The 23,749-nt window shown below is 38.2% G+C and carries 21 protein-coding genes and 1 tRNA gene; 4 read left to right on the top strand and 18 right to left on the bottom strand.

Going from position 1 to position 23,749, the window contains the following annotated elements:
• Position 1 precedes the first annotated feature (1 nt).
• The 14 genes from JOC83_RS06620 to JOC83_RS06685 all read right to left on the bottom strand — a co-directional run bounded on the left by JOC83_RS06620 (position 2) and on the right by JOC83_RS06685 (position 17,895).
• A complete protein-coding gene (locus tag JOC83_RS06620) occupies positions 2-1,483 on the bottom strand; it encodes a sugar ABC transporter ATP-binding protein (protein WP_205185602.1) in 1,482 nt (493 codons plus the stop codon).
• A gap of 15 nt (positions 1,484-1,498) precedes the next feature.
• Positions 1,499-1,894, bottom strand: coding sequence for a D-ribose pyranase (gene rbsD, locus JOC83_RS06625; protein WP_205185609.1), 396 nt, complete (start codon positions 1,892-1,894; stop codon positions 1,499-1,501).
• Positions 1,891-2,769, bottom strand: a complete 879-nt coding sequence (rbsK, locus tag JOC83_RS06630) for a ribokinase (RefSeq protein WP_205185611.1) — start codon at positions 2,767-2,769, stop codon at positions 1,891-1,893. The genes rbsD and rbsK overlap by 4 nt, the downstream gene beginning before the upstream one ends.
• Positions 2,762-3,751, bottom strand: a complete 990-nt coding sequence (locus JOC83_RS06635; RefSeq protein ID WP_205185613.1) for a LacI family DNA-binding transcriptional regulator — start codon at positions 3,749-3,751, stop codon at positions 2,762-2,764. Before JOC83_RS06635 ends, rbsK begins: the two co-directional genes overlap by 8 nt.
• A 99-nt stretch (positions 3,752-3,850) precedes the next feature.
• Entirely contained in the window at positions 3,851-4,243 is a 393-nt protein-coding gene (locus JOC83_RS06640) for a DUF948 domain-containing protein (protein WP_338038885.1), read from the bottom strand.
• A 66-nt stretch (positions 4,244-4,309) separates the two neighbouring features.
• Positions 4,310-4,609: a hypothetical protein gene (locus JOC83_RS06645; protein ID WP_205185617.1), complete on the bottom strand. Its 300-nt coding sequence runs from the start codon at positions 4,607-4,609 to the stop codon at positions 4,310-4,312.
• A 61-nt stretch (positions 4,610-4,670) separates the two neighbouring features.
• On the bottom strand, positions 4,671-7,442 hold the full coding sequence (locus JOC83_RS06650) for a DUF6359 domain-containing protein (protein ID WP_205185618.1): 2,772 nt from the start codon (positions 7,440-7,442) through the stop codon (positions 4,671-4,673).
• A gap of 315 nt (positions 7,443-7,757) precedes the next feature.
• On the bottom strand, positions 7,758-9,929 hold the full coding sequence (locus tag JOC83_RS06655; RefSeq protein WP_205185619.1) for a 5'-nucleotidase C-terminal domain-containing protein: 2,172 nt from the start codon (positions 9,927-9,929) through the stop codon (positions 7,758-7,760).
• 261 nt (positions 9,930-10,190) lie between these two features.
• On the bottom strand, positions 10,191-11,048 hold the full coding sequence (locus JOC83_RS06660; protein WP_338038877.1) for a hypothetical protein: 858 nt from the start codon (positions 11,046-11,048) through the stop codon (positions 10,191-10,193).
• An 82-nt stretch (positions 11,049-11,130) separates the two neighbouring features.
• A complete protein-coding gene (locus JOC83_RS06665; protein ID WP_205186042.1) occupies positions 11,131-12,468 on the bottom strand; it encodes a 5'-deoxyadenosine deaminase in 1,338 nt (445 codons plus the stop codon).
• 454 nt (positions 12,469-12,922) lie between these two features.
• Positions 12,923-14,227 carry an acetyl-CoA hydrolase/transferase family protein gene (locus JOC83_RS06670; RefSeq protein WP_205185621.1) on the bottom strand — a complete coding sequence of 435 codons (1,305 nt, stop codon included), beginning with the start codon at positions 14,225-14,227 and terminating at the stop codon, positions 12,923-12,925.
• 33 nt (positions 14,228-14,260) lie between these two features.
• Positions 14,261-15,439: an acetyl-CoA C-acetyltransferase gene (locus JOC83_RS06675; RefSeq protein WP_205185622.1), complete on the bottom strand. Its 1,179-nt coding sequence runs from the start codon at positions 15,437-15,439 to the stop codon at positions 14,261-14,263.
• Between the two features lie 313 nt (positions 15,440-15,752).
• Positions 15,753-16,916, bottom strand: coding sequence for an iron-containing alcohol dehydrogenase (locus JOC83_RS06680; RefSeq protein WP_205185623.1), 1,164 nt, complete (start codon positions 16,914-16,916; stop codon positions 15,753-15,755).
• A gap of 103 nt (positions 16,917-17,019) precedes the next feature.
• Entirely contained in the window at positions 17,020-17,895 is an 876-nt protein-coding gene (locus JOC83_RS06685) for a LysR family transcriptional regulator (RefSeq protein WP_205185624.1), read from the bottom strand.
• Positions 17,896-18,041: 146 nt separating this feature from the next.
• On the opposite strand from JOC83_RS06685, the gene JOC83_RS06690 reads away from it, so the two are divergent.
• Positions 18,042-18,578: a flavodoxin family protein gene (locus JOC83_RS06690; RefSeq protein WP_205185626.1), complete on the top strand. Its 537-nt coding sequence runs from the start codon at positions 18,042-18,044 to the stop codon at positions 18,576-18,578.
• Between the two features lie 44 nt (positions 18,579-18,622).
• On the opposite strand, the gene JOC83_RS06695 is transcribed toward JOC83_RS06690, so the two are convergent.
• Both JOC83_RS06695 and JOC83_RS06700 read right to left on the bottom strand, forming a co-directional pair.
• Positions 18,623-19,582 (bottom strand): calcium/sodium antiporter, encoded by a 960-nt coding sequence (locus JOC83_RS06695; protein ID WP_205185632.1) that lies wholly within the window; start codon positions 19,580-19,582, stop codon positions 18,623-18,625.
• Between the two features lie 144 nt (positions 19,583-19,726).
• A tRNA-Val gene (locus tag JOC83_RS06700) sits at positions 19,727-19,799 on the bottom strand.
• Positions 19,800-19,959: 160 nt separating this feature from the next.
• Between JOC83_RS06700 and JOC83_RS06705 the strand changes: the two genes are divergently transcribed.
• Positions 19,960-20,709, top strand: coding sequence for an arylamine N-acetyltransferase family protein (locus JOC83_RS06705; RefSeq protein ID WP_205185633.1), 750 nt, complete (start codon positions 19,960-19,962; stop codon positions 20,707-20,709).
• A 92-nt stretch (positions 20,710-20,801) separates the two neighbouring features.
• Here JOC83_RS06705 and JOC83_RS06710 read toward each other — a convergent pair whose 3' ends face one another.
• The gene (locus JOC83_RS06710) at positions 20,802-21,449 is read right to left on the bottom strand and encodes a hypothetical protein (RefSeq protein WP_205185634.1); all 648 of its coding nucleotides are present in this window, start codon (positions 21,447-21,449) and stop codon (positions 20,802-20,804) included.
• A 157-nt stretch (positions 21,450-21,606) separates the two neighbouring features.
• Here JOC83_RS06710 and JOC83_RS06715 point away from each other — a divergent pair, with 157 nt between their 5' ends.
• On the top strand, positions 21,607-22,083 hold the full coding sequence (locus JOC83_RS06715; RefSeq protein WP_205185635.1) for a GNAT family N-acetyltransferase: 477 nt from the start codon (positions 21,607-21,609) through the stop codon (positions 22,081-22,083).
• A 44-nt stretch (positions 22,084-22,127) separates the two neighbouring features.
• Here JOC83_RS06715 and JOC83_RS06720 read toward each other — a convergent pair whose 3' ends face one another.
• Entirely contained in the window at positions 22,128-22,661 is a 534-nt protein-coding gene (locus JOC83_RS06720) for a phosphatidylglycerophosphatase A family protein (RefSeq protein WP_205185636.1), read from the bottom strand.
• Between the two features lie 166 nt (positions 22,662-22,827).
• Here JOC83_RS06720 and JOC83_RS06725 point away from each other — a divergent pair, with 166 nt between their 5' ends.
• Positions 22,828-23,550 carry an alpha/beta hydrolase gene (locus JOC83_RS06725; protein ID WP_205185637.1) on the top strand — a complete coding sequence of 241 codons (723 nt, stop codon included), beginning with the start codon at positions 22,828-22,830 and terminating at the stop codon, positions 23,548-23,550.
• Positions 23,551-23,749: the final 199 nt, after the last annotated feature.

Below are 23,749 nucleotides of genomic sequence, written 5' to 3' on the forward strand. Positions count from 1 at the left end.
GTTACTGCCCTCCCGTTGCAAATGTCATAATTTTCTCTTGCGTTGCTTCACTCTTCATTAATTCACCACTTATTTTCCCTTCATGAACAACAAGAATACGATCACTCATGCCAAGCACTTCTGGAAGCTCAGATGACACCATAATAATCGCGACTCCACGGTCTGTTAGCTCATTCATTAATTGATAGATTTCACGTTTTGCCCCAACATCCACACCTCGCGTTGGTTCATCTAAAATTAATACCTTTGGTCCAATGCCAATCCATTTCGCAATGACAACCTTTTGTTGATTCCCACCTGATAGATTTTTAGCATTTGTTTCACTCGATTCCGTTTTAATTTGCAAGCGCTTAATTAATAACTCTACAAATTCTTGTTCTGTTTTATTATCGATTAATCCATTTTTTGAAAAGCTTGTTAAATTAGGTAATGCTATATTGTCACGAATCGAGAAATCTAACACAAGGCCTTCTGTTTTACGATCTTCTGTAATAAATCCAATACCAAGCCTGACCGCTTCGCCTGGATTTTTAATCGATACACGCTTTCCATTTATTAAAATGTCACCAGCATCTAATTTGTCTAATCCGAACAGTGTACGCATAATCTCTGTTCGACCAGCCCCCATAAGACCAGATACCCCGACAATTTCACCAGCTTTTACGGAAAAACTAACATCTTCAAAAGCGCCAAATCTTGTCGCATGTTTAACCTCTAAAATGATTTCACCAGGAGAAGGGTTGCGCGCTGGAAAACGATCCGTTAACTCACGTCCTACCATTTTACGAACCACTTCATCAAAGCTCGTATCTGGAATGGCCTTCGTATCAACGGTTCTTCCATCTCGCATCACCGTGATTCGATCACAGATTGCAAAAATTTCTTCCATTCGGTGTGAAATATACACAATGGATACCCCTTCTTTACGAAGCGTATGAATCACATCAAATAGCTTTTCGATTTCTCGTTCAGTGAGTGCAGCTGTTGGCTCATCCATAATAATGACTTTTGCATTCGTCATCAATGCCTTTGCAATCTCAATCATTTGCTGCTGACCAACAGAGCAAAGTCCAGCTTCTTGCTCTAAAGGAATCGTTACCGCAAGTTTTTCAAATTGTTTTTTTGCCAACGCTTTCATTTCTTTCGTTTTTAAAAACCCCAACGAAGATCGCAACTCTTTTCCGATGAATAAGTTATCAAGCACCGTCATATCAGGCCATACATTTAACTCTTGATGAATAAAGGCAACACCATGTTGCTCTGCTTCCTTTGGATTATTAAAGTATGTTTCCTGACCGTCAATAAAGATGGTTCCTTGATCTCGTTTATGAAGGCCAGTTAAGATGTTCATCATCGTAGACTTACCAGCCCCGTTTTCCCCCATAAGTGCGTGTACTTCCCCTTCTTGCAGTTCAAAATTCACGCCTTCTAACACTTGATTTGTTCCAAACGCTTTGTAAATATCATTCATTTGAATATGCATGACGCTCACCTCTTTCTAGAAGATTACACCTGCTTGTAACATGCAATTGGCATAAGGAGTAACTTCTCCCGTTCGAATAACGGCTTTCGCTTTATTCATTAATTGTTTAAATTGCTCATGAGACACATGACGAATCTCTGTCGTTGAAAAACGTTCGTTCATGTATTGCATAGTATCTGGATTTTTATCATTCATTTCACTTGCAACGATTACTTTTTCCACAACCATGTCATCTGTTACAGCATCAACCACAGCTTTGAAGCTTGGAGTACCTAATGTAAGAGCTAAATCGATGCGCTGCACATGGTCTGGAATAGGGAGACCTGCATCGGCAATAACGATAAGGTCTGTGTGACCGAGGTCTGTTAACACTTTGGAAATATGACTATTTAGCATGCCATGTCGTTTCATAACGTCTCCTCCACTTCCTTTCTCATCGGCATTCCGCCTTGAGCGCCAAACTTTGTGACCGACAACGAGGCTGCTCGATTCGCAAATCTTAGGCTGTCCTCAATGCTTTTTCCTTCTGCTAATGCGACAGCAAGCCCAGCGTTGAACGTATCTCCTGCACCTGTCGTATCGACGGCTTCTACTGTATAGGAAGGAACAAGCACCTCTTTTGTACCGTCGTAGTAACGTACACCTTGTTTCCCTTCTGTAATAAACACTTTATTTGGATACTTCTTCAACGCTTCTTTTGTACTTAACCCATTAAACAACACAACTGCTTCATGTTCATTCGGTGTAATGTACGCCGCACGATCAATCACTTGTTGTGAAAGAGGACGAGCTGGTGCTGGATTAAGTAAGAGTGGCACGTTATAGTCATTGCAAAGCTCACTCACAAATTCGACTGTTTCTTCTGGAATCTCTTGTTGAATGAGTACAATGTTTGCTTGTTTTATTTTGTTAGCAGCCCTTTTTACATAGTCAGGCGTCACATAATCATTCGCACCCTTTACAACTACAATGCTATTATCACCTTCTGCTAAAACAATGTGTGCCGTTCCACTTTCCATGTCTGTAACCGGTTCCACACAGTCTACTGAAACATGATTTTGTTTGAAGTTTTCTAAAATTTCTTTTCCGTAGTGATCATTACCAACGCGACCAATCATTGTCACGTTCGCTCCTAGTCGTGCCGCTGCGACTGCTTGATTGGCTCCTTTTCCACCTGGTACCGTTTTAAATGACTCTCCAAGAACGGTCTCTCCTGCACCTGGACGCTTTGTAGAAGTTACGACTAAATCCATGGATGAACTTCCAATTACTACAACTTTAATCATTGATCTCAACCTCTCTTGTCGTTTCTCGTTTTATAAATGTTACGGGCAGTTGAATATGCTTTTGTTGAACAGGTTCTTTTCTCATTAGCTTTATTAAAAGAGCTGCTGCTTCTTTTCCCATTTCATAAGCAGGCTGTCTAATGGTTGATAAAGATGGAAACAGTAAGCTACTTTGTGGAATATCGTCAAACCCAATGATTTGAACATCTGTTGGAATTGACCTTCCAAGTCGCAACGCTTCATGTAAAACAGCCGTTGCAACAATGTCATTACTTGCTAGTACCCCATCTGTGTCAGGATAGGTATCAAATAGTTCCTTTGCCCATTTCTCTGCATCTTCAAAGGCAAAGGAGGTTGTCGCTATCACATGAAAATCAACATTTGATTGACTTAAATACTCTAATGCTCCTTGAAAGCGATCTTGTGCTGGTTGAATATGGGCAGGCCCTTTAAGCAAGGTTATTCTCTTGCTTCCTCTTCTCACCATTTCTTCAGCAGCTATTTTCCCGCCTTCTTTTCCATCTGCATATACGGATGGATAATCATTTGATGTACGATCTAAAAATACAACGGGAATGGATAAATCTTGATAATTCGTTTTACTCGTATGGTTTGTAGCAGAAATAATACCCACTACGTTATTTTGAACAAATGTATGAATATAATCGAGTTCTTTTTCAGGTTGTTCATCACTGTTGCCAAACAGTAAGCGAAACCCCTGTTTTTGCATTTCATCTTCCACACCTCTTGCTAGTTGCGGGAAAAATGGGTTTGTAATGTCTGGAAGCAACAGACCAATCAACTTTGATTTTTTCTTATAAAGGGAGCGAGCTACTTCGTTTGGACTGTAATTGAGCTCTTTCATCGTATCCATAACACGTTTTCTCGTATCTTCATGAACATATCCAGTTTCATTTAAAACACGTGATACAGTCGCCACCGATACGCCAGCTTCCTTTGCGACATCTCGAATTGTAACCATTTGCTTCCCTCCTCAAATAATATGTAACCGTTTACACAAACAGAATAGCATGAACACCTTTGTTATGCAAGAAAGAATTGATGCCTTGCTATGGAAGCATCAATTCTTTCTTGCCATTCTTTTGTTCTCTATTTTATCTATTAGTTGAAACACAGCACGTTCAACATTTGACGTTTGCTCGCTTTGTTCCGGTACATGCACTTCTCCACTGCGCCACGTTTGTTGTAAAAGTTGAGGAATGGTCTTGCCCTCATCAATAATACGTTGAAATGAATCTTTTTTATATTCAATGTCTTGCTGAATCTTTTGTTGTGTAATCGTCAACTCATCTGTTTCACGCTTTATATCCTCAACAGACATTTGCATTCGTTCTGTTGTAGCCGTAATTCTTTGAACCGTTGGCTTCATTTCTTTTACTGCTTTCATGGCTGCAACGGCTAAATAAATAACGGAGCCTACCACAACAGCCAAACTTATGTACAGAACAACCATCACTGATCCACCTCCCCTTTCTTATTTCTTCTATTATATATACCCAGCTAATCCTGAAACATAACGTTACGACTTGAATCGTTTTAATTGATCAAGTAAATCTTCTTTTTCTAATACTTCTCGTTGACGATCTCCTAGTAAATCAAAATGAGGATAGCGTGATCGATGATGGATATACCGAGCAGGAATGCCATGCTTTTCTCCCCACTGTGCTAATCGTTCGATATTGGCACAGCCTACCTTTGTGACCGTCTTAACGCCAGGAAATCGATCATCAATCCAGTAATGCGTTAAAAAAGCAATTTTGCCACTCGCTACTTTTTGCTTCCATTCCTTTAACTCAGCTCGATTAATACCAAATGCCATACTGTCACCTCTACTTTTCCTTCATTTTGCCACTCTCCCGTTACATAAGTCAACTTTCCGCTTACCTATAAAAAAAAGGCGAGTCAATTGACTCGCCCTTGCTGTTTGTAAATTTAATCTTTGAGATGTCTACCTTCTTTTTCAATGTTATATGCTTGATATTTTCAGCGCCTTTAATTTCTTTCACATGATTGTTTGCAATGATTAACTCTTCAACTTTTTCTCCATTGAAGTTAATAATTGCATCTTTTTCATTCGGTTTAATTTTAACACTTGTATGCTTTAAACCTTTTCCTCTTAAAGAGGTTGATTTCTTTACAAGTATTCCTTTTTTAATAACCGTGTTTTTACCAATTTCATAGACTTTATCATTCTTATTGATAATTAACTTGTTTATCTTTACGTTATTGAGATAGATAACTTCTTGCTCGCCTGCTTCCTCTGATTCCTTTAATTTCAGTTGAACGATAACCGGATCATGATCACTTGCACGTCCATGCTCTTCCATAAACGCCGCATTTAGATGAAGCATATCAATAGTCGTTTTCTCTGCTAAATGATTCGACACAAGAATATGATCAAGCACTTGAGAGTTTCCTTGATAAATGTAAGAATAACGATCTTTTTCTTCCACTTTTTCAACCATGTTTGTTAGCTCATCACCTTTTAACACACGAAGTGGATTTGAAAATTCAAAGTCATTCATATCTCCTACTACAACAACATTCATGTTTGGATCTTGTGCTTTTACATCTTTAACAAACGAGTTAATTTCTGTTGCTAACTGAACGCGTTGCTCTTCACTACCTAATACAGGTGGCTGATTCTTTCCGTAAAGTGGCTGATCTCCACCTTTTGAATTTAAGTGAGCTGCAATAACGATAATTTCTTCACCCTGGAACGTAAATTGACCAGCTAACGGCTTACGTGTATTCACAAATTTGTCTGGTGCAATGCGTCCTGGGTTCATTGTTAGTTCACCATCAGCAAATGAAACGGCTTCTGTAGCTGTTCCTTTTTGTCCTTCTACTAACGATACGCGCTCTGGATTATAAAGGAAGCCAACTCGAATGTTTCCACCTGGTGCTCCCCCATCTTTTTTATCTTCTGGTGCAATGTCGGTAAATTGATAAGCTGGTCCGCCAGCTGCTACGATAGCATCAACTAAGCGCTTATAACTTTCACTTGCATCTGTTGTTCCATCATCTGTTTGACCATTATTATCTTGTACCTCTACAAGTCCAATAATATCTGGTGCTTTTAAATCACTCACCATCGACTGAGCAATTTTCGCTACTTTCTCGTCACTTGTATTGTTTGGATTTGCAGAGAAGTTTTCCATGTTATACGTCGCAACCGTTAACTCATCTTCTTTTGGTTCAATGGTTGTGACCTCACGTTGTGTAGTTCCTTCCATAAGCTCAGGAAGATCCTTTTCATCAACTAGAACCTTATAGTTACTATATCCATAGCTAACGACTCCAATGACTTCTCCGTTTAGCTTGTCTCCTGCTTTTGCTACATAATCACGATTACCCATTTCAATGAAAATACGCTCTGGATTATAGTTCGTTTCTGTTAATTTTAATCCACCCGCTGATGTGCGCTCTTTTGATGCATCTCCGTTATCCACCACAACCGCTAGCTCACCGTATTTCTGAGGAGCTACGATGTCAGGGCTATTTAATTGAACACGCATTCCTTCTAAGCTTTCAAAGAAATCGATGCCATCTTCTTCAGGATCGAATTCAGCAAACTGATCATTATCAATGACGCCTGTTGGCTGCTTACGCCCCTCTTTACCTATAATAATTGGTTCTGGTAAATCTCCAGTTCCTTCTTTTTGAATCATCGTTGCGTTAATTTCAGTCATCGCTAAATCTGTTTGTAGCTTGTCAGAGTAGCCACTTAGCACCCATTCTTTAACTTGTCCATCTACTTTTACAACGTCACCTACTTGCATGCCGTGAGATCGTTTGTAGACTAAAATTGCTTCTGATGTGCGATCATCACCGTCTGGCTGTTGATCTTGCATAAAAAAGTTATGGCTATCAACAATTTTTGTAATGATTCCTTCTACGTTTGCTACGTTTTGTCCATCATAAGGAGAAGCATGCTTTACTCCTTGAATATCATGAATACGTAAACTCTCTTTTTGAACCATATAATAAAACGTTTTTACTTCACTCGCTGTTAAACCGTCTTTTACTGCAATCGCTTTAACGGTTGTATCTTGTTTAATAACGAGAGGTTCTGTATAGGCAGCGCTCTCTACATTTGGCTCTGAACCATCTACTGTATAATAAATAATTGCTCCTTCTGTTTCTGTGGACAATTCAATCTTTGCGCCTTCTTCTACAGCACCTGGGGCTCTTGAAGCGACAACTGCTTTTACTGTTGTATCATCAATTAGCTCATATGCTGTCGGAGATTTTAATCCAGGTACGGTAAAGTATGCTTCTAACGCTCCTGTAATTTGAACTTTTTGACCGAGAAGTTCAGGATTTTCAACTAAATTTAATGCTGTACGTATATTTCCAGATGGCAATTGTACTGGTAGAATGTTCGCTGGATCCTTCTCATCAGGTTTATCTGCAATTGCAATATTTGTTGCTTGACTCGAACTAAAAGGACCTTCAAACTGATACGATTTTGCCCCTTTTGTAAATCCAATAATATACCCTTCAACCGTTGCAGTTCCTGTGTTATTAGCAATGGCTTCGCTTACGGTTTTAACCGTGTTTGCTTGCGATACGGCTGGTGTGAATAAACTGACCATAAACGTAAAAATCACGATAAGGCTAAACAATTTGTTATTTGCTCGTTTTCTCATGTTTCTTCTCCCTTATGTAGTGTATTTTTATTTATACAACGTCTAACAAGGCATTTCTTCTAATGAAAACCTCCTGATCATTCGATAAATTATGCGTTTTTTCGCATACAGTTCCTATTTTAGCAGACATTTTTTATAAAATTGTAAAGATACTGTAAATAATGGGAAAAACGCGAAAATAGTACCAACAATTGCATTTCTTCTTATAAAAACTAAACATTTTTACCTATAAAATACTTTTTTTATAAATTATGTTAAATAAAAAAGTCTTACTGTTCAAAGATTGAACAGTAAGACTTTTTCTCTTCTCATTGATTAGTTTTGAGCGGCTGCGTCAACAATTCTTCCTTCAACTGTCGGAATCGTTGAATTTGAATTTAGATGCGTTACAAACATTTCCCAATCGACAAATCCAGGCTCACTTACACGGCCTTCTTCGTATGCTTTCTTAAACATTGTGTAGCCGTCTCCACCTTTAGCCGTAAACACGTTTGTTGCTACTACATATGTTTTTGTTTCATCAAGCGCTACATACTTGTCGCCTTCTTTTACTTCAATCGTTTGAACTCGCTCACCAGCTGGCTTGCTAGAATCATATACAAACTTCATTCCTGATACATGTAAAAATGCACCTGAAGGAGTTGGCGCTTCTTTTACACTATGCTCGAACGCTGCTTTGATTTCAGCACCTGTTAGTTGCATTAATGCTAAAGAGTTACCAAACGGAAGCACTGTTAACACTTCTTCTTGTGTAATGTCGCCTTCATTAATAGATGCACGGATACCGCCACCATTTTGAACCGCAATCACCGTGTTTGGATTAATGGTTTTTGCTTTTGCAAGCATCCCATCTGTAATTAAGTTTCCTAAGTTTGTTTCTTTTGTACGTACATTTTCACGTACTCCATCTAATACTACGTCTGTTTTACCAACGACTTTTGCTTTTGCTGCATCAATTGCTGGCTTATACTTTTCATTTAACACTTTTAACGCAGCTGGATCTTCAGCTAATACGTACTGATCATTTTCTTTTTTATTAATATCAATAAGATTTCCTTCATGTGTAATGACTTTACCATTTTCATCAAACTCAACGTCTAATACACCAAGGTATTTGCCATACTCATTTGCTTGAACGATAACAGTAGGCTCTTCTCTTGTTGTGCTTACGTAAGGCTTGTCTAACGTGTCGTGAGAATGTCCGCCAACGATAACATCAATTCCTGCCACTTCTTTTGCAAGCGTCACGTCATTATCGCCACCGCCATCTTGGAAGCCAATATGCGTCACGGCAACAATTTTGTTAATACCTTGAGATTCAAATTCTGCTACTGCTTTTTTTGCTTCTTCAATATAATCTTCAAACACAACATCTTCACCAGGGCTTGAGATTTCTTTCGTTTCAGCCGTAGTTAAACCGAAAATCCCAACCTTTTCACCGGCTACTTCTTTTACGATTCCACTATAAAGCATGCCATCTTCTGGTTTCGATGTATACTCAGTTGTGAAACGCTCTTTTAAGTCTGCGCTTTTAGATAAGTCAAGGTTTGTACTTACAAATGGGAATTTAGCGTTCTTTACAAACTTCCCTAGTGGCCCTGTACCTAAGTCAAACTCATGGTTACCAAGTGTCATTGCGTCATAGTTCAACATGTTCATTAATTCTAAATCAGCTTGTCCTTCAAACTCATTAAAATAAAGCGTTCCAGAGAATACATCTCCAGCGTCTAGTAATAATGAATTTGGCTTTTCTTCACGAATTTGATTAACAGCTGTAATGCGTCGCGGAATACGCTCAACGTTTCCATGTGTATCATTTGTGTGCATGATTGTTAAGCTATAGTTTTCAGGAACTACTTCTACCTTTTCACTGCGGAATACAAACGATGCCATTTGTCCACGCGTGACATGCCCATTTGGTGAGAATGTTGTCGGTGTCGTACCTGTTGTCACTTTGTTTTTAACTAACGGTGTTAAAAATTCTGCGTACCAATCGCCACTATTGACGTCTGTAAATGGTAATTCAGTTGAAGCTTCTTTCTTAAATTCAAAAGCAAGAGTAATCATTTTAGCCATTTGAGCACGCGATAAAGGAGCATTCGGACGGAACTCATCTCCGTATCCACTCACAATGCCTTTGTTTGCTAGCGCTGCGATATAACTATAAGCCCAGTCTGTTTTTGCTACATCGTTAAACATTGGGTCTTTTACATTTTTCACATCTAATTCTAAAGCAAGGGCAATAACTTTTGCTGCTTGAGCACGAGTTACATGTGCATAAGGTTTGAATTCATTTCCAAATCCTTGCACAATCTGACGTTCATGTAAGTTAAGAACCGCCTCATAAAAATGATCGCCTTCTTTAATATCTTTAAACACGCTATCGGCACTAGCCGTTGGAGCAAGTGAAACAACTGCACCTGTTGCTACAGAAGCCGTTAACGCAACATTCAAAAATTTCTTACTGCGAAGATTTTTCTTTTTCATTTTGGTCCCCCTGATTCTATTTTTAGATGAGTCGTTCTTTCATCAACATGTTCCATTGTAACACTCTATTTTTATAATATTGTAAACGCAATGTAAAAAATATTGTGACGGTACAATCCAGAATTTGCAAACACCGATGTCAAATTATGCTGAACTACCTTGATATGTAGCTAAAAATCCCGACTCTTTTTGATTTTAACAAAATTAATATCTTCTTTTCATATATTTCTTACAATTTACAATTTTAAGCAAAAAGACCTATTAAATAAATAGGTCTTTATTACTATATTTTCTTTTTATTTGATAGCCAAGAAAGCTAAGTGTAAGCGTCATACTAGCAAACATCAAAGCGACACTTGAAAATGAAACCAGATAAGCATTGTATGTTCCTAACCGTGACGTGATGTTTGCAACATCTACTTGAAATAGTTCAGCACCAGCATTTACACAAAACAAAGCAACAAACATCGTCACAAGTCCACTGAATGCCCCTCTCATATCTTCAGTACTAAGCGCAATGTGAGTAGAGATACAAGTCGATAGAAACAAAAATAACCAAAAAGCTGGGCTCAGAAAATTTGACCATGTGAATAGACTCTTTATTAACGCTACAATCGATACAAAGAGACTTTCAAAAAATATTCTATCTAACTGCTCTCCCTGTACATTGGCTTGAACACTTGTTATAAATACCTCATATGAGTGAGGCACAAGTCCATACATAAGACCAATTAAAGCTGCAACCCCAATCAACATCGGCGCTATTCCGATAAAAAACTTACCAATTCGCTGATAAAGACTTTCTGGATTATAAGCGTGCTGAACATACCCTAAATATCCGTTCTTTGTATGAGTGGGAAACCATTGTACAGAAACAATACGATGACGAAACAAGATACACATAAGAACATGCCCAAGCTCATGAATAGGTGTACCAATCCATGCCGTTAGTAGAAATCCCTTTTCTCCAAATAAGCCTGTTACATACATTCTGGATTTATGTTGAATCCAACCTAATAAAAAACCCACTATGATGATAACTCCGACAAGTAAAAGAAGTTGAATGAATGTTGTCATCAGTAACTCTAAAATTGTCATCAGTATATCCAATTTAATCACCCAATTCTATCAGAAACTATTGTTTTATTGTAACTGATAAAGTGGGTAGTACCAACATGAGAGCCATTCATTTTAGTATCACTTATCTCAAATGACTCATTCGTTTCATTAATCGTTTAATTGCTAAATTCGCCTCTCGTAAAGTCAGCTCTTTATCTATCGTTCTCATGATGCGGTTTTCCATAACAATTTTGCCATTGATAATTGTCGTCTCAACATCTGCACGTGTTGCGGAATAAACAATGCGAGAGATAGGGTCAACATCAAAGGATGGATACACATGAAAATCATTTAAATTTAAGATTGCGATGTCAGCTTTCTTTCCTACTTCTAAACTGCCAATCTCACTCCCCATACCAACTGCTTTTGCCCCCTCAATTGTTGCCATTTTAAAAACCGTTCTAGCATCCATCGCAGTTGGTCCATGGACCGGCTTTTGAATGAGAGCAGCTAACCTCATCTCATTAAACATATCTAAATTGTTATTACAAGGAGCGCCATCTGCTCCTAAACTAACAGATATCTGTTGTTCGAGTAGGCTTGGAATCTCTGCGATACCTGATGCTAACTTCAAATTTGAGCCTGGACAATGACTAACATTGACCCCATTTTCTTTAATAATTCGTTTTTCTTCATCATCGAGCCATATACAATGGGCAAGAATTAATCGATTCGTCGCTAATCCTAAATAATCTAGATACACAACGTTTCTCATTCCAGTTTCACGTTCAACAAGCTCAATCTCCGCTTTATTTTCAGACGCATGAGTGTGAACATGAATTTTGTGAGCTTTAGATAATTGACTTACTTCTTTTAATAATGCTTCGGTACATGAAACAACAAAACGAGGTGAAAAGGCATATTGAATACGCCCGTTATCATGCATGTGCCATTTTTCCATTAAATCAACACTGGCTTGAAGTGATTCTGTTGTATTTTCTTGCAATAGCTTCGGTACTTCACTTCCTTGGTCCATCATTACTTTACCAGATAGTGCGCGAATCCCACTTGCTGCAATTGCTTGAAACGCAAAATCAGTATGATGAACCGTTTCCATATCAACAATTGTTGTTGTCCCGCTTTGGATAAGCTCTCCAATTCCTAAAAGCGCTGAATAATAAATGGACTCTTGATCATGAGCGGCTTCTAGCGGCCAAATTCTTTTTTTTAACCAATCGAGTAATTCTAAATCATCACCTTTTCCTCTGAACAACGTTTGACATAAGTGAATATGTGTTTGAACAAATCCAGGAATAATCGTCCGATTGGTCGCATCAATTACTTTATCAACAAACGCAACATTCAAGTTGCCGCCAATCGCTTTTATTCGGTCTCCTTCAATATAAAGATCTCCATGTGTAATCTCTTCTTTTTCATTCATCGTAATCATTTGAGCATTTTTAATTAAGATAGACGCCATCATTTATCACCTCTTGTGTCTGTTTAAATAAAAAGAAACTAGGACATAAAAAAGAAGATTTACATGTAACATCCCTTGCCTCTCTATCCATTGGTGCTACTGGATTTTTTGAGGCAAGAGATGTTACAAGCTGAGCCAAACAGGGGTATTCTTGTCCCTTTTGTCTCAGCTCTGTATGTACGGTGCCCTTTTACACTTATTATGAAAGCTATACGAAACAAGCAACACGATTTCCATTAACCGCTTACCATTCTAATGAATTGATTACTGTTTATGATAAAAAAGAAGAAGCATTCCTTCTATAAAATTGTAAGAGAATATAACATACAATCTTTAAAGCTAGTAATCGCCGAAAAATAAAAGAAGATAAAATCAAATTGCTCAAGCAATGAATTGATTCTACCTTCTTTAACATGATTATTATTGTTTGATTTCTTCTAGAACTAACCTTTTTTTACACATAAAATGTTTTGAGAGGTAAATAACCTAATTTCTTCGCTTCCATCTTCAACTCTTCTCGGAATTTAGGATGAGCGATCTCAATCAATGCTTCCGTTCGTTCACGAATGGTTTTACCTTTTAATTCTGCAACTCCATACTCGGTCACTACAAAATCAACATCATTTTTTGAAGTCGTTGTGACGGATCCTGCTGGAAGTCTTGGTACAATTTTCGAAATCGTATCGTTTTTCGTTGTTGAATACAAACAGATAATCCCTCTCCCGTTTTTTGACAAACGAGCACCTTTTGCAAAATCTGATTGTCCCCCTGTGGATGAATAATAGTTTCCTAATACCGATTCTGAGTTACATTGACCTAAAAAATCAACTTCTACCGTTGAATTAATGGAAACGAGATTCTCAAGTTGTGCAATGGAACAGACGTTGTTTGATTGATCACATGGAAGCATATACAACTCGTCGTTTTCATGCATGAAGTCGTACAGCTTTTTTGTTCCGAACGCAAACGTCATGGTTGACTTACCCCTAAAGACAGCTTTCTTTTCATTTGAGATGGCTCCAGCGTCATACAAGTCAACGATGGTATCTGGAAGCATTTCAGTAGAAATCCCTAAGTCTCGATGGTTCGTTAAAAAGCTCATAACTGCACATGGGATTGCACCAAACCCAATTTGTAATGTATCTCCATCTTTAATAATTCCCGCAACTGTTTTCCCAATGATTTCATCTTTTTCTGTCAACACCGGTGGAGAAGTTGAAGGTAATGGTTGATTATTTTCAATAAGAGCGGTTACTTGGCTAATATGAATCTTATTATTTTCACCATATGTTCTTGGCATGTTTTCATTCACTTCAAGAATAATTTGCTTGGCATCTTTAATGAACGGTACCGTATAGGCTGCACTGACACCTAACGAGAAATAGCCTTCCTCATCCATTGGAGATACAGCTGCCATGATGACACGATTTGTCGTGATTTGTTTTAACAATGCAGGGATATCTGAGAAGTGATTGGGTAATAGATCAACGAGTCCATCACGAAAAGCTACTCGATCTGATCCTCCTAAAAATAAGGATACTTGTTTAATCTTTTCTTCACTGACATCTAACACAGGATAGGCTGGTAGCATCCGATAAAGTCGATTGCCTTTTAAACTAGGATGGTCAGTAAGTGATGCAATTAAGGCAGGTGGCTCACCGGCCATAATAGGCACAATAATATCGGTATAAGGCTCAATGTGTCGTACAGCTTCTTCTGGTGTTAGTCGCTTCGATTCATATTCTGTGTGAATGTTCATCTGCGTTCCCCCTTCATTCCCCTATAAAATGATTTATAACGCTTCGACAACCATGGCAATGCCTTGGCCACCGCCAATACATAAAGACGCAACACCATATTTCTTTTGACGACGTTTTAATTCTAAGACTAAAGAGTAAAGAACGCGCGCTCCACTTGCTCCAACAGGGTGACCAAGCGCAATCGCTCCTCCATTTACATTCGTAATGGATCGGTCTAGATTAAGCTCTTTTTCAACTGCTAAGTATTGCGCTGCAAATGCTTCGTTTACTTCAAAAAATTCAATGTCTTGAAGAGATAGGTTTGCTCGCTTTAATGCTTGCTGAATCGCTGGAACAGGTCCAATTCCCATAATCTCAGGATCTACCCCAGCAATCCCCCACGATACAATACGAGCAAGAGGCTTTTTATTTGTTTCGTTTACATACGCTTCACTCGCTAATACAAGTGCCGCAGCTCCATCATTAATTCCACTAGCATTTCCTGCCGTTACCGTTCCCTCTTTTTCAAAAGCAGGCTTAAGGCGCGATAAGCTTTCTATAGTCGTATCTTCACGAATATGCTCATCGTCCTTTATGACTTTGACACCTTTTCTTGTTTTTATTTCTACTGGCACAATCTCATCAGCAAACACACCTTCTGCTCTTGCCTTTGCTGCTCGCTTTTGACTTTCAAGCGCAAACTCGTCTTGACTTTCACGAGAGATTTCGTATTTCTTAGCCAGGTTTTCCGCTGTTACGCCCATTCCGTAACCACAATGCTCATCTGTTAATGTTGCCCAAAGCATATCGTCCATTTGTGGTGCTTTTAATCCTGTTCCAAAACGGCTTCCTCTTAAAGAGAACGGTGCTAGACTCATATTTTCAGTTCCACAAGCGAGCCCTACCTCTGCTTCATCTAAACGAATGGACTGTGCAACAGAAATAACAGCTTGAAGCCCTGATCCACAAAGGCGATTCACTGTTAATGAAGGACTTTCGATTGGTATACCTGTCCCTAGTGAGATGTGTCGTGCAATATAAGGAGCATTTTTAGCTGAATCAATAATGTTTCCCGTTACAGATACGTCTACTTCTTCTGAACGTACTCCACTTCTTTTTAATGCTTCCTTGCTTGCAATAATCCCTAACTCTGTTGGGTTGATATCTTTCAATGCACCACCAAATGTGCCAATCGGCGTTCTTGCTCCTTCTAAAATATAAACATCTCTCATCGTTTCTTCACTCCTACACTTAGAATTGAATTTCGATTATACACAACAGGAAAATAAAACGCTTTCAAATATCAATACACGATGAAACTACTAGATAAACAACTACTCTATCATCCTCCTTCTACTTTTTAATAGAGGTCATGTCATGTTGTATATTTTCTCACGTTCGCTACTAAAAAATCGAATTGTAACTTCTATTCTTTTATGAAAATAATACCATTTTGTCATAAAAATGAATAGATACTACTTTTTATATAAAGAAAAAGGTAACGAACAAGAGCCTGCTTTCTCTCGTTAATTACCTTGTTACTTTTTATAAGGAGCGTCTTAAAATATCACGGACACTCTCTTTATCCATTTTCTTATACGTACCTACGCCTGGCTTAATAAATGTCTTTTCAACAATTGCTTCAAAATCCTTATCATCAATCTCATAATCACTTAGTCGGCTCGGTGCACCAAGTGAATTCCAGAAGTCACGTAATGCTTTTGCTCCTTCTTTTGCTACTTCTACATCATCTTTTCCTGCTGATGAAATACCAAATACGTTTACTGCTAGCTGTTTTACACGAGATGGATCTTCTTCAAGCACATGTTCAAGCCAGTTTGGAAACAGAATAGCAAGCCCGCCTCCATGTGGAATATCATAAATAGCAGAAATAGCATGTTCAATTCGATGCGTTGCCCAGTCTCCGCCATCTGTTCCATTCGAAAGTGTTCCATTAAACGCTGTCGTACTTAAATACATCATGGTTTCTCGATGAGTATAGGATTGCATGTTTTCTACTAATTTTGGACCTGTCTCAATCGCTGTACGTAGCAATGATTCAATAAACCCATCAATCATCGGGGTATTTTCTGTTCGATGGAAGTAATGCTCAAGCGCGTGAGACATGCTATCGACAATTCCATAGACGGTTTGATCACGTGGAACAGAGAATGTATAGCACGGATCTAAAATTGAAAACACAGGAAAGACAAGTGGAGATCCCCATCCTAATTTATCTTTTGTTTCCCAATTTGTAATCACAGAAATTGAATTCATTTCAGAGCCTGTCGCAGCTAACGTTAATACTGTACCTAAAGGTAGCGCATCTTTAATTGGCGCTTTTTGCGTCATTAAGTCCCATGCATCTCCTTCATATTTTGCTCCAACTGCAATCGCTTTGGCACAATCAATCACACTACCTCCACCGACCGCTAAGATAAAGTCAATGTTGTGCGTTTGACAAAGTTCAACGCCTTTGTGAACGGTCGTTAATCTCGGATTTGGCTCTACTCCATTCAGTTCAAAAACAGATGCATCGATTTTGTTCAATTCCTTTATTACATCATCGTATACACCATTACGCTTAATGCTACCTCCACCGTAAACAAGTAATACGCGAGTGTTCTTTTCTAGTAACGTGGATAGTTGCTCGATTTGTCCTTTCCCTACAACTAATTTTGTGGGATTATATTGTAAAAATGTATTCATCTATACACCTCATTCTTTTGTCTATCTCTTTTAGTTTATCATTCAGAGAATGAATCTAATTATGGATACTTTTTTATACCTTCTATCAATATAATTGATAGTGTTACTCTGTTAGGAGAGAAATCAGTTGTTTTAAAGGGGGAGTTAGCCACTTTTTCTTTTGATAGACAATCTGAGTATGGAGTTTCATATCCTTACCTTGAAACGGAAGCTGAATGAGCTTGCCGCTTCGAATATCTTCTTTCACTGAAATTTCTGGTAAGACAGCTACACCTAAATCATCTGCAACACATTGCTTAATTGCTTCTAGACTGCTAAACGAAATGATAGACTTCACATGTACATGTTCTTCTGTTAAGAGTTGCTCTAATAGAACTCGATAAGAGCAGCCTTCTTCCGTTAAAATAAGCGTTTCGGTTTCAAGGTCTCTTAATTCAATGAATTCTTTTTGAAGAAGCCGATGAGATGGCGAAGCAACCATCACAAGTTTCTCTTCCCTAACCGCAATGGTCATTAATTCCGGGTGTGTAATGTAACGATCAAGTAAGATGGAGAGATCATATTTTCCCTCTAATGCGCCTTCTGTCAAATTCGGACAAAGACCTGATTCTAAACGAATTTGTAATTGGGGGTGTTGCTTTTTCAGCTGCTTGATATACGGAGTTAAGAAATACGCCGCGAGAGATTCACCTGTCCCAATCCGAATCGTTCCTCGCAGATTATCATCTTTTACAAGCTGCCTTTCTGCCTCATCTAATAGCGATAGCACTTGCTCTACGTAATAGTACAGCTCTTCTCCTGATTGAGTCAGTCTCATTTTTCGACCTGCTCGTTCAAACAATTTGACTTTATAATGCTCCTCTAATTTCTTAATTTGTGTAGTTACACTCGATTGAGCGTATCCAAGCACTTCCCCTGTTTTTGTATAGCTCCCCCATTTGACCACTTCCTTAAACGTATAAAAATAACTAACATCCATCTGGTTCCTCCATCAATTTTCCCGATATTTTGTATCGATAATTATAGATAACATTGATAATCAAAGCAATGTTATACTCAATTCTGAATGACTATAATATGTATGATTTAAAATAAACAACAATGTTACGAGAGGAGCATCACCTAATGAGTATTTTAATTCTATCAGGAAGCACAAGAAAAAACGGAAACACAGAGTACTTAGCAACGAAAGCTGTAGAAGGACTTCCTCACACCGTTGTATCGTTAGCCGACAAAAACATTAAACCTATCGTTGATATGAGACATACAGAAGAAGGATTTTCCCCTGTTGAAGATGATTACGAAGAAATTTTACAATTAATACTAAAGCATGATGTGTTACTATTTGCGACACCCCTTTATTGGTATGGGATGAGTGGACCAATGAAAGACTTCTTTGATCGTTGGTCTCAATACTTACGCGATGAGCGCTTTCCTTTTAAAGAAGAACTTAAAAAGAAAAAAGCCTATGTTGTCATTACCGGCGGAAGTGACGCAAACATTAAAGGCTTACCTCTTATTCAGCAGTTCAACTATATCTTTGAATTTGTAAACATGGAGTTCGTTGACTACATGATTGGTGTCGGTGGAAAGCCAGGAGATGTAGAACATGATTACAAGGCATTAGAAAAAGCGAAGAGTTGGAATAAGCAGTTAGGTTAACACAAAAAGGTGAGTTCGTGATGACGAACCCACCTTTTTATTTATTAATTTCTGATCACAATATAAATCATATACACCACATACGCAATCACTAACGTCATTCCCTCAAACTTCCCAATTTTATAGTGAGTTCTTGAGAATACTAGTAAAACACCTGTAAGAATAATCATTAATAAAGCATCAGTAAAAATTTTGCCATCCACTGCAAGAGGTGAAATGACAGAGGCTGAACCTAATACAAATAAAATGTTAAAGATGTTACTTCCTACAATGTTTCCAAGCGCAATTTCGCTTTCTTTTTTAATTGCAGCCGTGATGGACGTAATTAATTCAGGCAGCGACGTTCCAACCGCGACAATGGTTAAACCAACTAATGTTTCGCTCATACCAAACGACAGGGCAATTTGAGTAGCATTGCTCACCACAAACTCTCCACCTAGAATGATCCCCGCTAACCCCACTAAAGTCAGGATGGTATTCTTCCCCCATGAAGGCGCTTCTGCTGTAACTTCCGCATCCACTTGGACCTTATCACGACTATTGCGTGCTACTTCAAATATGTAATATAAAAAGATGCCGAAAAACAGTAACAAAATCAATCCATCACTTCTTGTGATAAAATTTGCATTCAACCCTTGAAGAGCGATATCGCTAATTAAGACAAGAAGGGCTGTGCTCCCTAACAGGGTAAACGGAATTTCTTTACGAATCGTTTCACTCTCTACCACTAATGGATTAATCATTGCCGTTAAGCCAACAACTAACGTAATGTTAAAAATGTTACTTCCTACAACGTTACCAATCGCTACCCCCGCTGTTCCTTCTAAAGCTGCTACAATACTAACAGTTGCCTCTGGTGAACTCGTTCCAAAAGCCACAATCGTTAATCCAATTAGTAAAGGTGAAATGTTAAGCCCTCGCGCAATCTTTGAAGCACCGCTAACAAAGAAATCTGCCCCTTTAATCAGTAGGGCAAAGCCGACAATCAACAACAAATACGTCACGCTTATCTACCTCTTTCTCTATAAACTACTATCCCTAATCTATATTACCGGAAATAAGCAAGATCCCCTACTAAAACGTCATAACAAAAAAAGAAAAGCCTCAATTCCTTGTTTCTGCAAAAGGAATTGAGGCCTCTTTTCGGATGATCTCGACTGGGTTCGAACCAGCGACCTCCACCCTGTCAAGGTGGCGCTCTCCCTGCTGAGCTACGAGATCGTGATACTATGTATGAGCTTATTATACGAATCTAGTCATAGATTGTCAATCTCTTTTCCTATTCTATCAGCATTGAAAGCGTTTATTTATGGATCTCCTAAATAGCTTCCCTCCTCGTTCTTTGCTACACTAAAAGCATAGAACTGGAGGGGGAAATCAAATGAATAAAAGCCACTATTTACATCGAATTGGTGTAAGCTATGTCTCAAACCCAACTCTTGACTACCTTACGTACCTTCAAGAACAACATATGCTTCATATTCCTTTTGAAAATCTTGATGTTATAAAGAAGGTACCGATTGTTTTAAATGTGGATCATTTTTATGAAAAAGTGGTCAATCATTTGCGTGGCGGCTTTTGTTACGAATTAAATGGCTTGTTTCATTGGTTGTTAGCTGAATTAGATTACGATGTGAAGCTTCTCGCCTCAACGGTTCAAAGGGACGATGGCTCATGGGCATTAGACGAAAGCCACGCAACCAATATGGTCACAATAAAAGGAATACCCTATCTCGTTGATGTAGGCTTTGGTGATTCTATTCGCAAGCCTGTTCCATTTACCGGAGAATTCGTAACGGATGTGAGCGGCTCTTATCGACTCACTTATATAGAGGACGGAATATATGACTTTCAAAAGAAGCTAGAGACTGAATGGAAAACAAAATATAGAGTGTCAGTGAAAGCAAAGCAGCTTCAAGAATTTAAGACAATGTGTGAGTTCAATCAAACCTCTCCTCATTCACCGTTTACAAAGGCGTTGCTCGCCACAATCGCGACAAAAGATGGTCGAATAACCTTGTCTGGATCTACATTGACTATAACCACTAAGAGCCAAAAGCAAAAATATGAAGTAAAAGAGCATGAGGTTCATACGTTGTTGCACAAACATTTTCATATACAGCTATCCTAAAAAAGGGTCTGAGCCAAACAGGAGTACCGATCACTCCTGTTTGATTCAGACCACAGCATCTCTTGCCTATAAATCTTCTTTTTTCGTTTTGCTTACTTTTGTGAGAAAATCATCTGAGTAGGTCCCACCGCTTGTCCCTTTAATTCGTTATAACGAACCTTAAATGTTCCTAATTTCTTCCCTTTTGCATCTTGCAAGTTCAACGTTGCGGTTAGCCCTTGTTTATCGACGTTGTAAGAAACAAAGGAATCAATTGAAAGAATAGGAGGTTCAGCATTTCCTTTCAGCTTTAAAACATCTTTATCATTCAACTGAACATGAAACGCCCCGTCATCCATGTAATATTTCACTTCATTCAGTAAAACGGTTCGTGCATCGTAGACACGTAGCTCTGAAACCGGATGCGTCAGTGTAACGACTTTTGCTTCATTGACAAAAACTCCTGTTGCTACTTTCTGAGGTAGTAGTACAACGAGCTCATGTCTCCCGTCTTCATTCATATCAACTTCTTTGAGCATAGGTTTTTTTGATTGTGTTTTTACGGCTGTCCAATCCGGAAACGAAAGGTACTGTCCATTTATTCGAAGTTGAAATTCTTCATACATTCCATTTTTCTCTTTTGCTTGAACTTCAATCTCTCGATTTGGTAACTCGCTAATTACTTCATAATTAGCTTCTGCATGGATTGTAACAGCATTCATAAGTAGAAAAGTTACTCCTAGAAGAACGAGTTTTCTCATCTAAAAACCACCTTTTTCCATTAGTATGAGAATTTTTCTACTTTCTATTCTTCTTATGTATCATCTTGTAAAAGCCCAATCCAAAAACGTTTTACTCATTTTTACATATGATGAAACAGAACCAATTAGATCATTGAATGAAACGAGTTGGAATCATATGAGTATCAATTACCGCGTTGCCAAACTAGAGGATTATCATGACGTCAACCATGTATTAGCAGAATCTCTTCATTTGCATGCTGAAGCTTTACCCGACCTATTTGATAAAGAAGCCTATTTGTTTACACCACAGCAATATCAATCAATCATGTATTATTCAACTGTTGAAATTATCCTTGCTGAACACAATCAAAACATTGTAGGGGCATCCGTTGTAGAATTAAATTATAATCCTCCACTAAAAAGAACACCTCCGTCCTATACAGCCTTTATTCAGTTCTTTAGTGTTAAAAGAGAATATCAACAGCTTGGAATTGGAAAAGAATTATTTGAGGTAACAAAAGAATGGGCTAAAGCTAAAGGTGCTCTTGACCTTCAGCTAACGGTTTGGTCTTTTAATGAAAAAGCCATTCGCTTCTATGAAAAGCTTGGTTTATGCGAAACAAGTAAACTGATGAGATTAAAATTAAACTAAAAAAGCTTGACTCAACCGTCATGTGACGATAGAGTCAAGCTTTTTTAGTTAGTCGTTTCGGCTTGTTCGCGTTCTAAATCATCACGCTGACGATGAGCTAGACGACTAGCTGCACTCGCTGCAACACTAGCAACTAAATCATCTAAAAACGTATGAACGCCTCCATTTTTCTTTGTATCTAGTTTTTCAATAATGCCTACTTTTACTTTATCTAGATGACCAAATGTTGTTACGGCAATACTTCCATATGTTAAAACAGCACCAAGGGCGATTGTTTCATCTACACCAAATAAGCCTTCATCTTGCTCAACAATCGTTTGAAGTGGCTCAGATAATTTCTTTTGTTCAGCAAGCTTGTCTAATTCAATACCAACAAGTAAGGCGTGTTGAATTTCGCGCTTTTGTAGAACTCTTTCAACACTATCTGCACATTCTTGAAGTGTTAGATTTGGATTGTAAGGTAATTGCATGTCATAGACAATTTCCGCAATATCAAATATTGTTACACCGCGTTCTTCTAATAGGGATAATGTTGCTTTTGTTACTTCATGTGATGGTACAAAGTTTCTCTCTTTCAACTCGCTCTCCCCTTTCAAAAGTAACTTCTACTTTTAGGATGACACAAAACGTAGGAATTTCCAACTGTTTTCACCGAAATCGAGTCAATATTCATAAACTTTACTGCTACATATGGTACAATAAAGACAACGCTTTCATTATTCTTATTAATCGGAGTCGATAAACATGCAAGAAAGTAAACAGAAATTAGAAGAGGTATCTCTCTACAGTGAATCATTACAGCAAACTATTACACTCTTAATCTACCTTCCTGCAAACTTTTCACCGCTTTATAAGTACACTTTATTAATTGCGCAGGATGGTCGAGACTATGTCATGTATGGCCGAACACCAAAGGTAATTGATGAACTAATGAGTGACTCAAAAATTGATCGCACCATTTTTGTTGGCATTCCATACACGGATGTGAATGATCGTCGTGATAAATATCACCCTGAAGGCCATCAGCAAGAAGCCTACATCCGCTTTTTAGCACATGAGCTTGTTCCATATTTAGATCAAAAGTATCCCACCTATCAAATGGGGAAAACACGCACACTCATTGGGGATTCATTAGGGGCGACGGTCTCACTAATGGCTGCCTTATCCTATCCCCACACGTTCGGCAATGTGATTATGCATTCTCCTTTTGTAAATGAGACTGTACGAAAAGCTGTAGATGCGTTTAAAGATACTTCACTGTTAGATCTTTATCACATTATCGGTACACAAGAAACAGCTGTCAAAACAACAAAAGATGGCGTACTCGACTTTTTAACACCAAACCGCGAGCTTCATGAACAAATGGCTGATAAAGGCTATCATGTTTTCTATGATGAGTTTGATGGGGACCACACATGGAAGTACTGGCAAAAAGACATGAAACGAGCTTTAGAAACGATGCTTTAAAACGTCAGCTTAAACTCTATACGTTCTTTTCTACTCGCTATAACGTTCAATATTCTTTACTTATACTAAGAAATAGGTGTTTTTTTACCTATATTTCCTTTTCAGTGTGGATTTATTTTTTGAAAATTTGATATAATGAGCTCAATTCATATATCCATTTTATACATATGATTGAGCATGACCTATTTGAGGAGGGAAC

It is taken from the genome of Priestia iocasae (genome assembly GCF_016909075.1).
Taxonomy (GTDB): Bacteria; Bacillota; Bacilli; order Bacillales; family Bacillaceae_H; genus Priestia; species Priestia iocasae.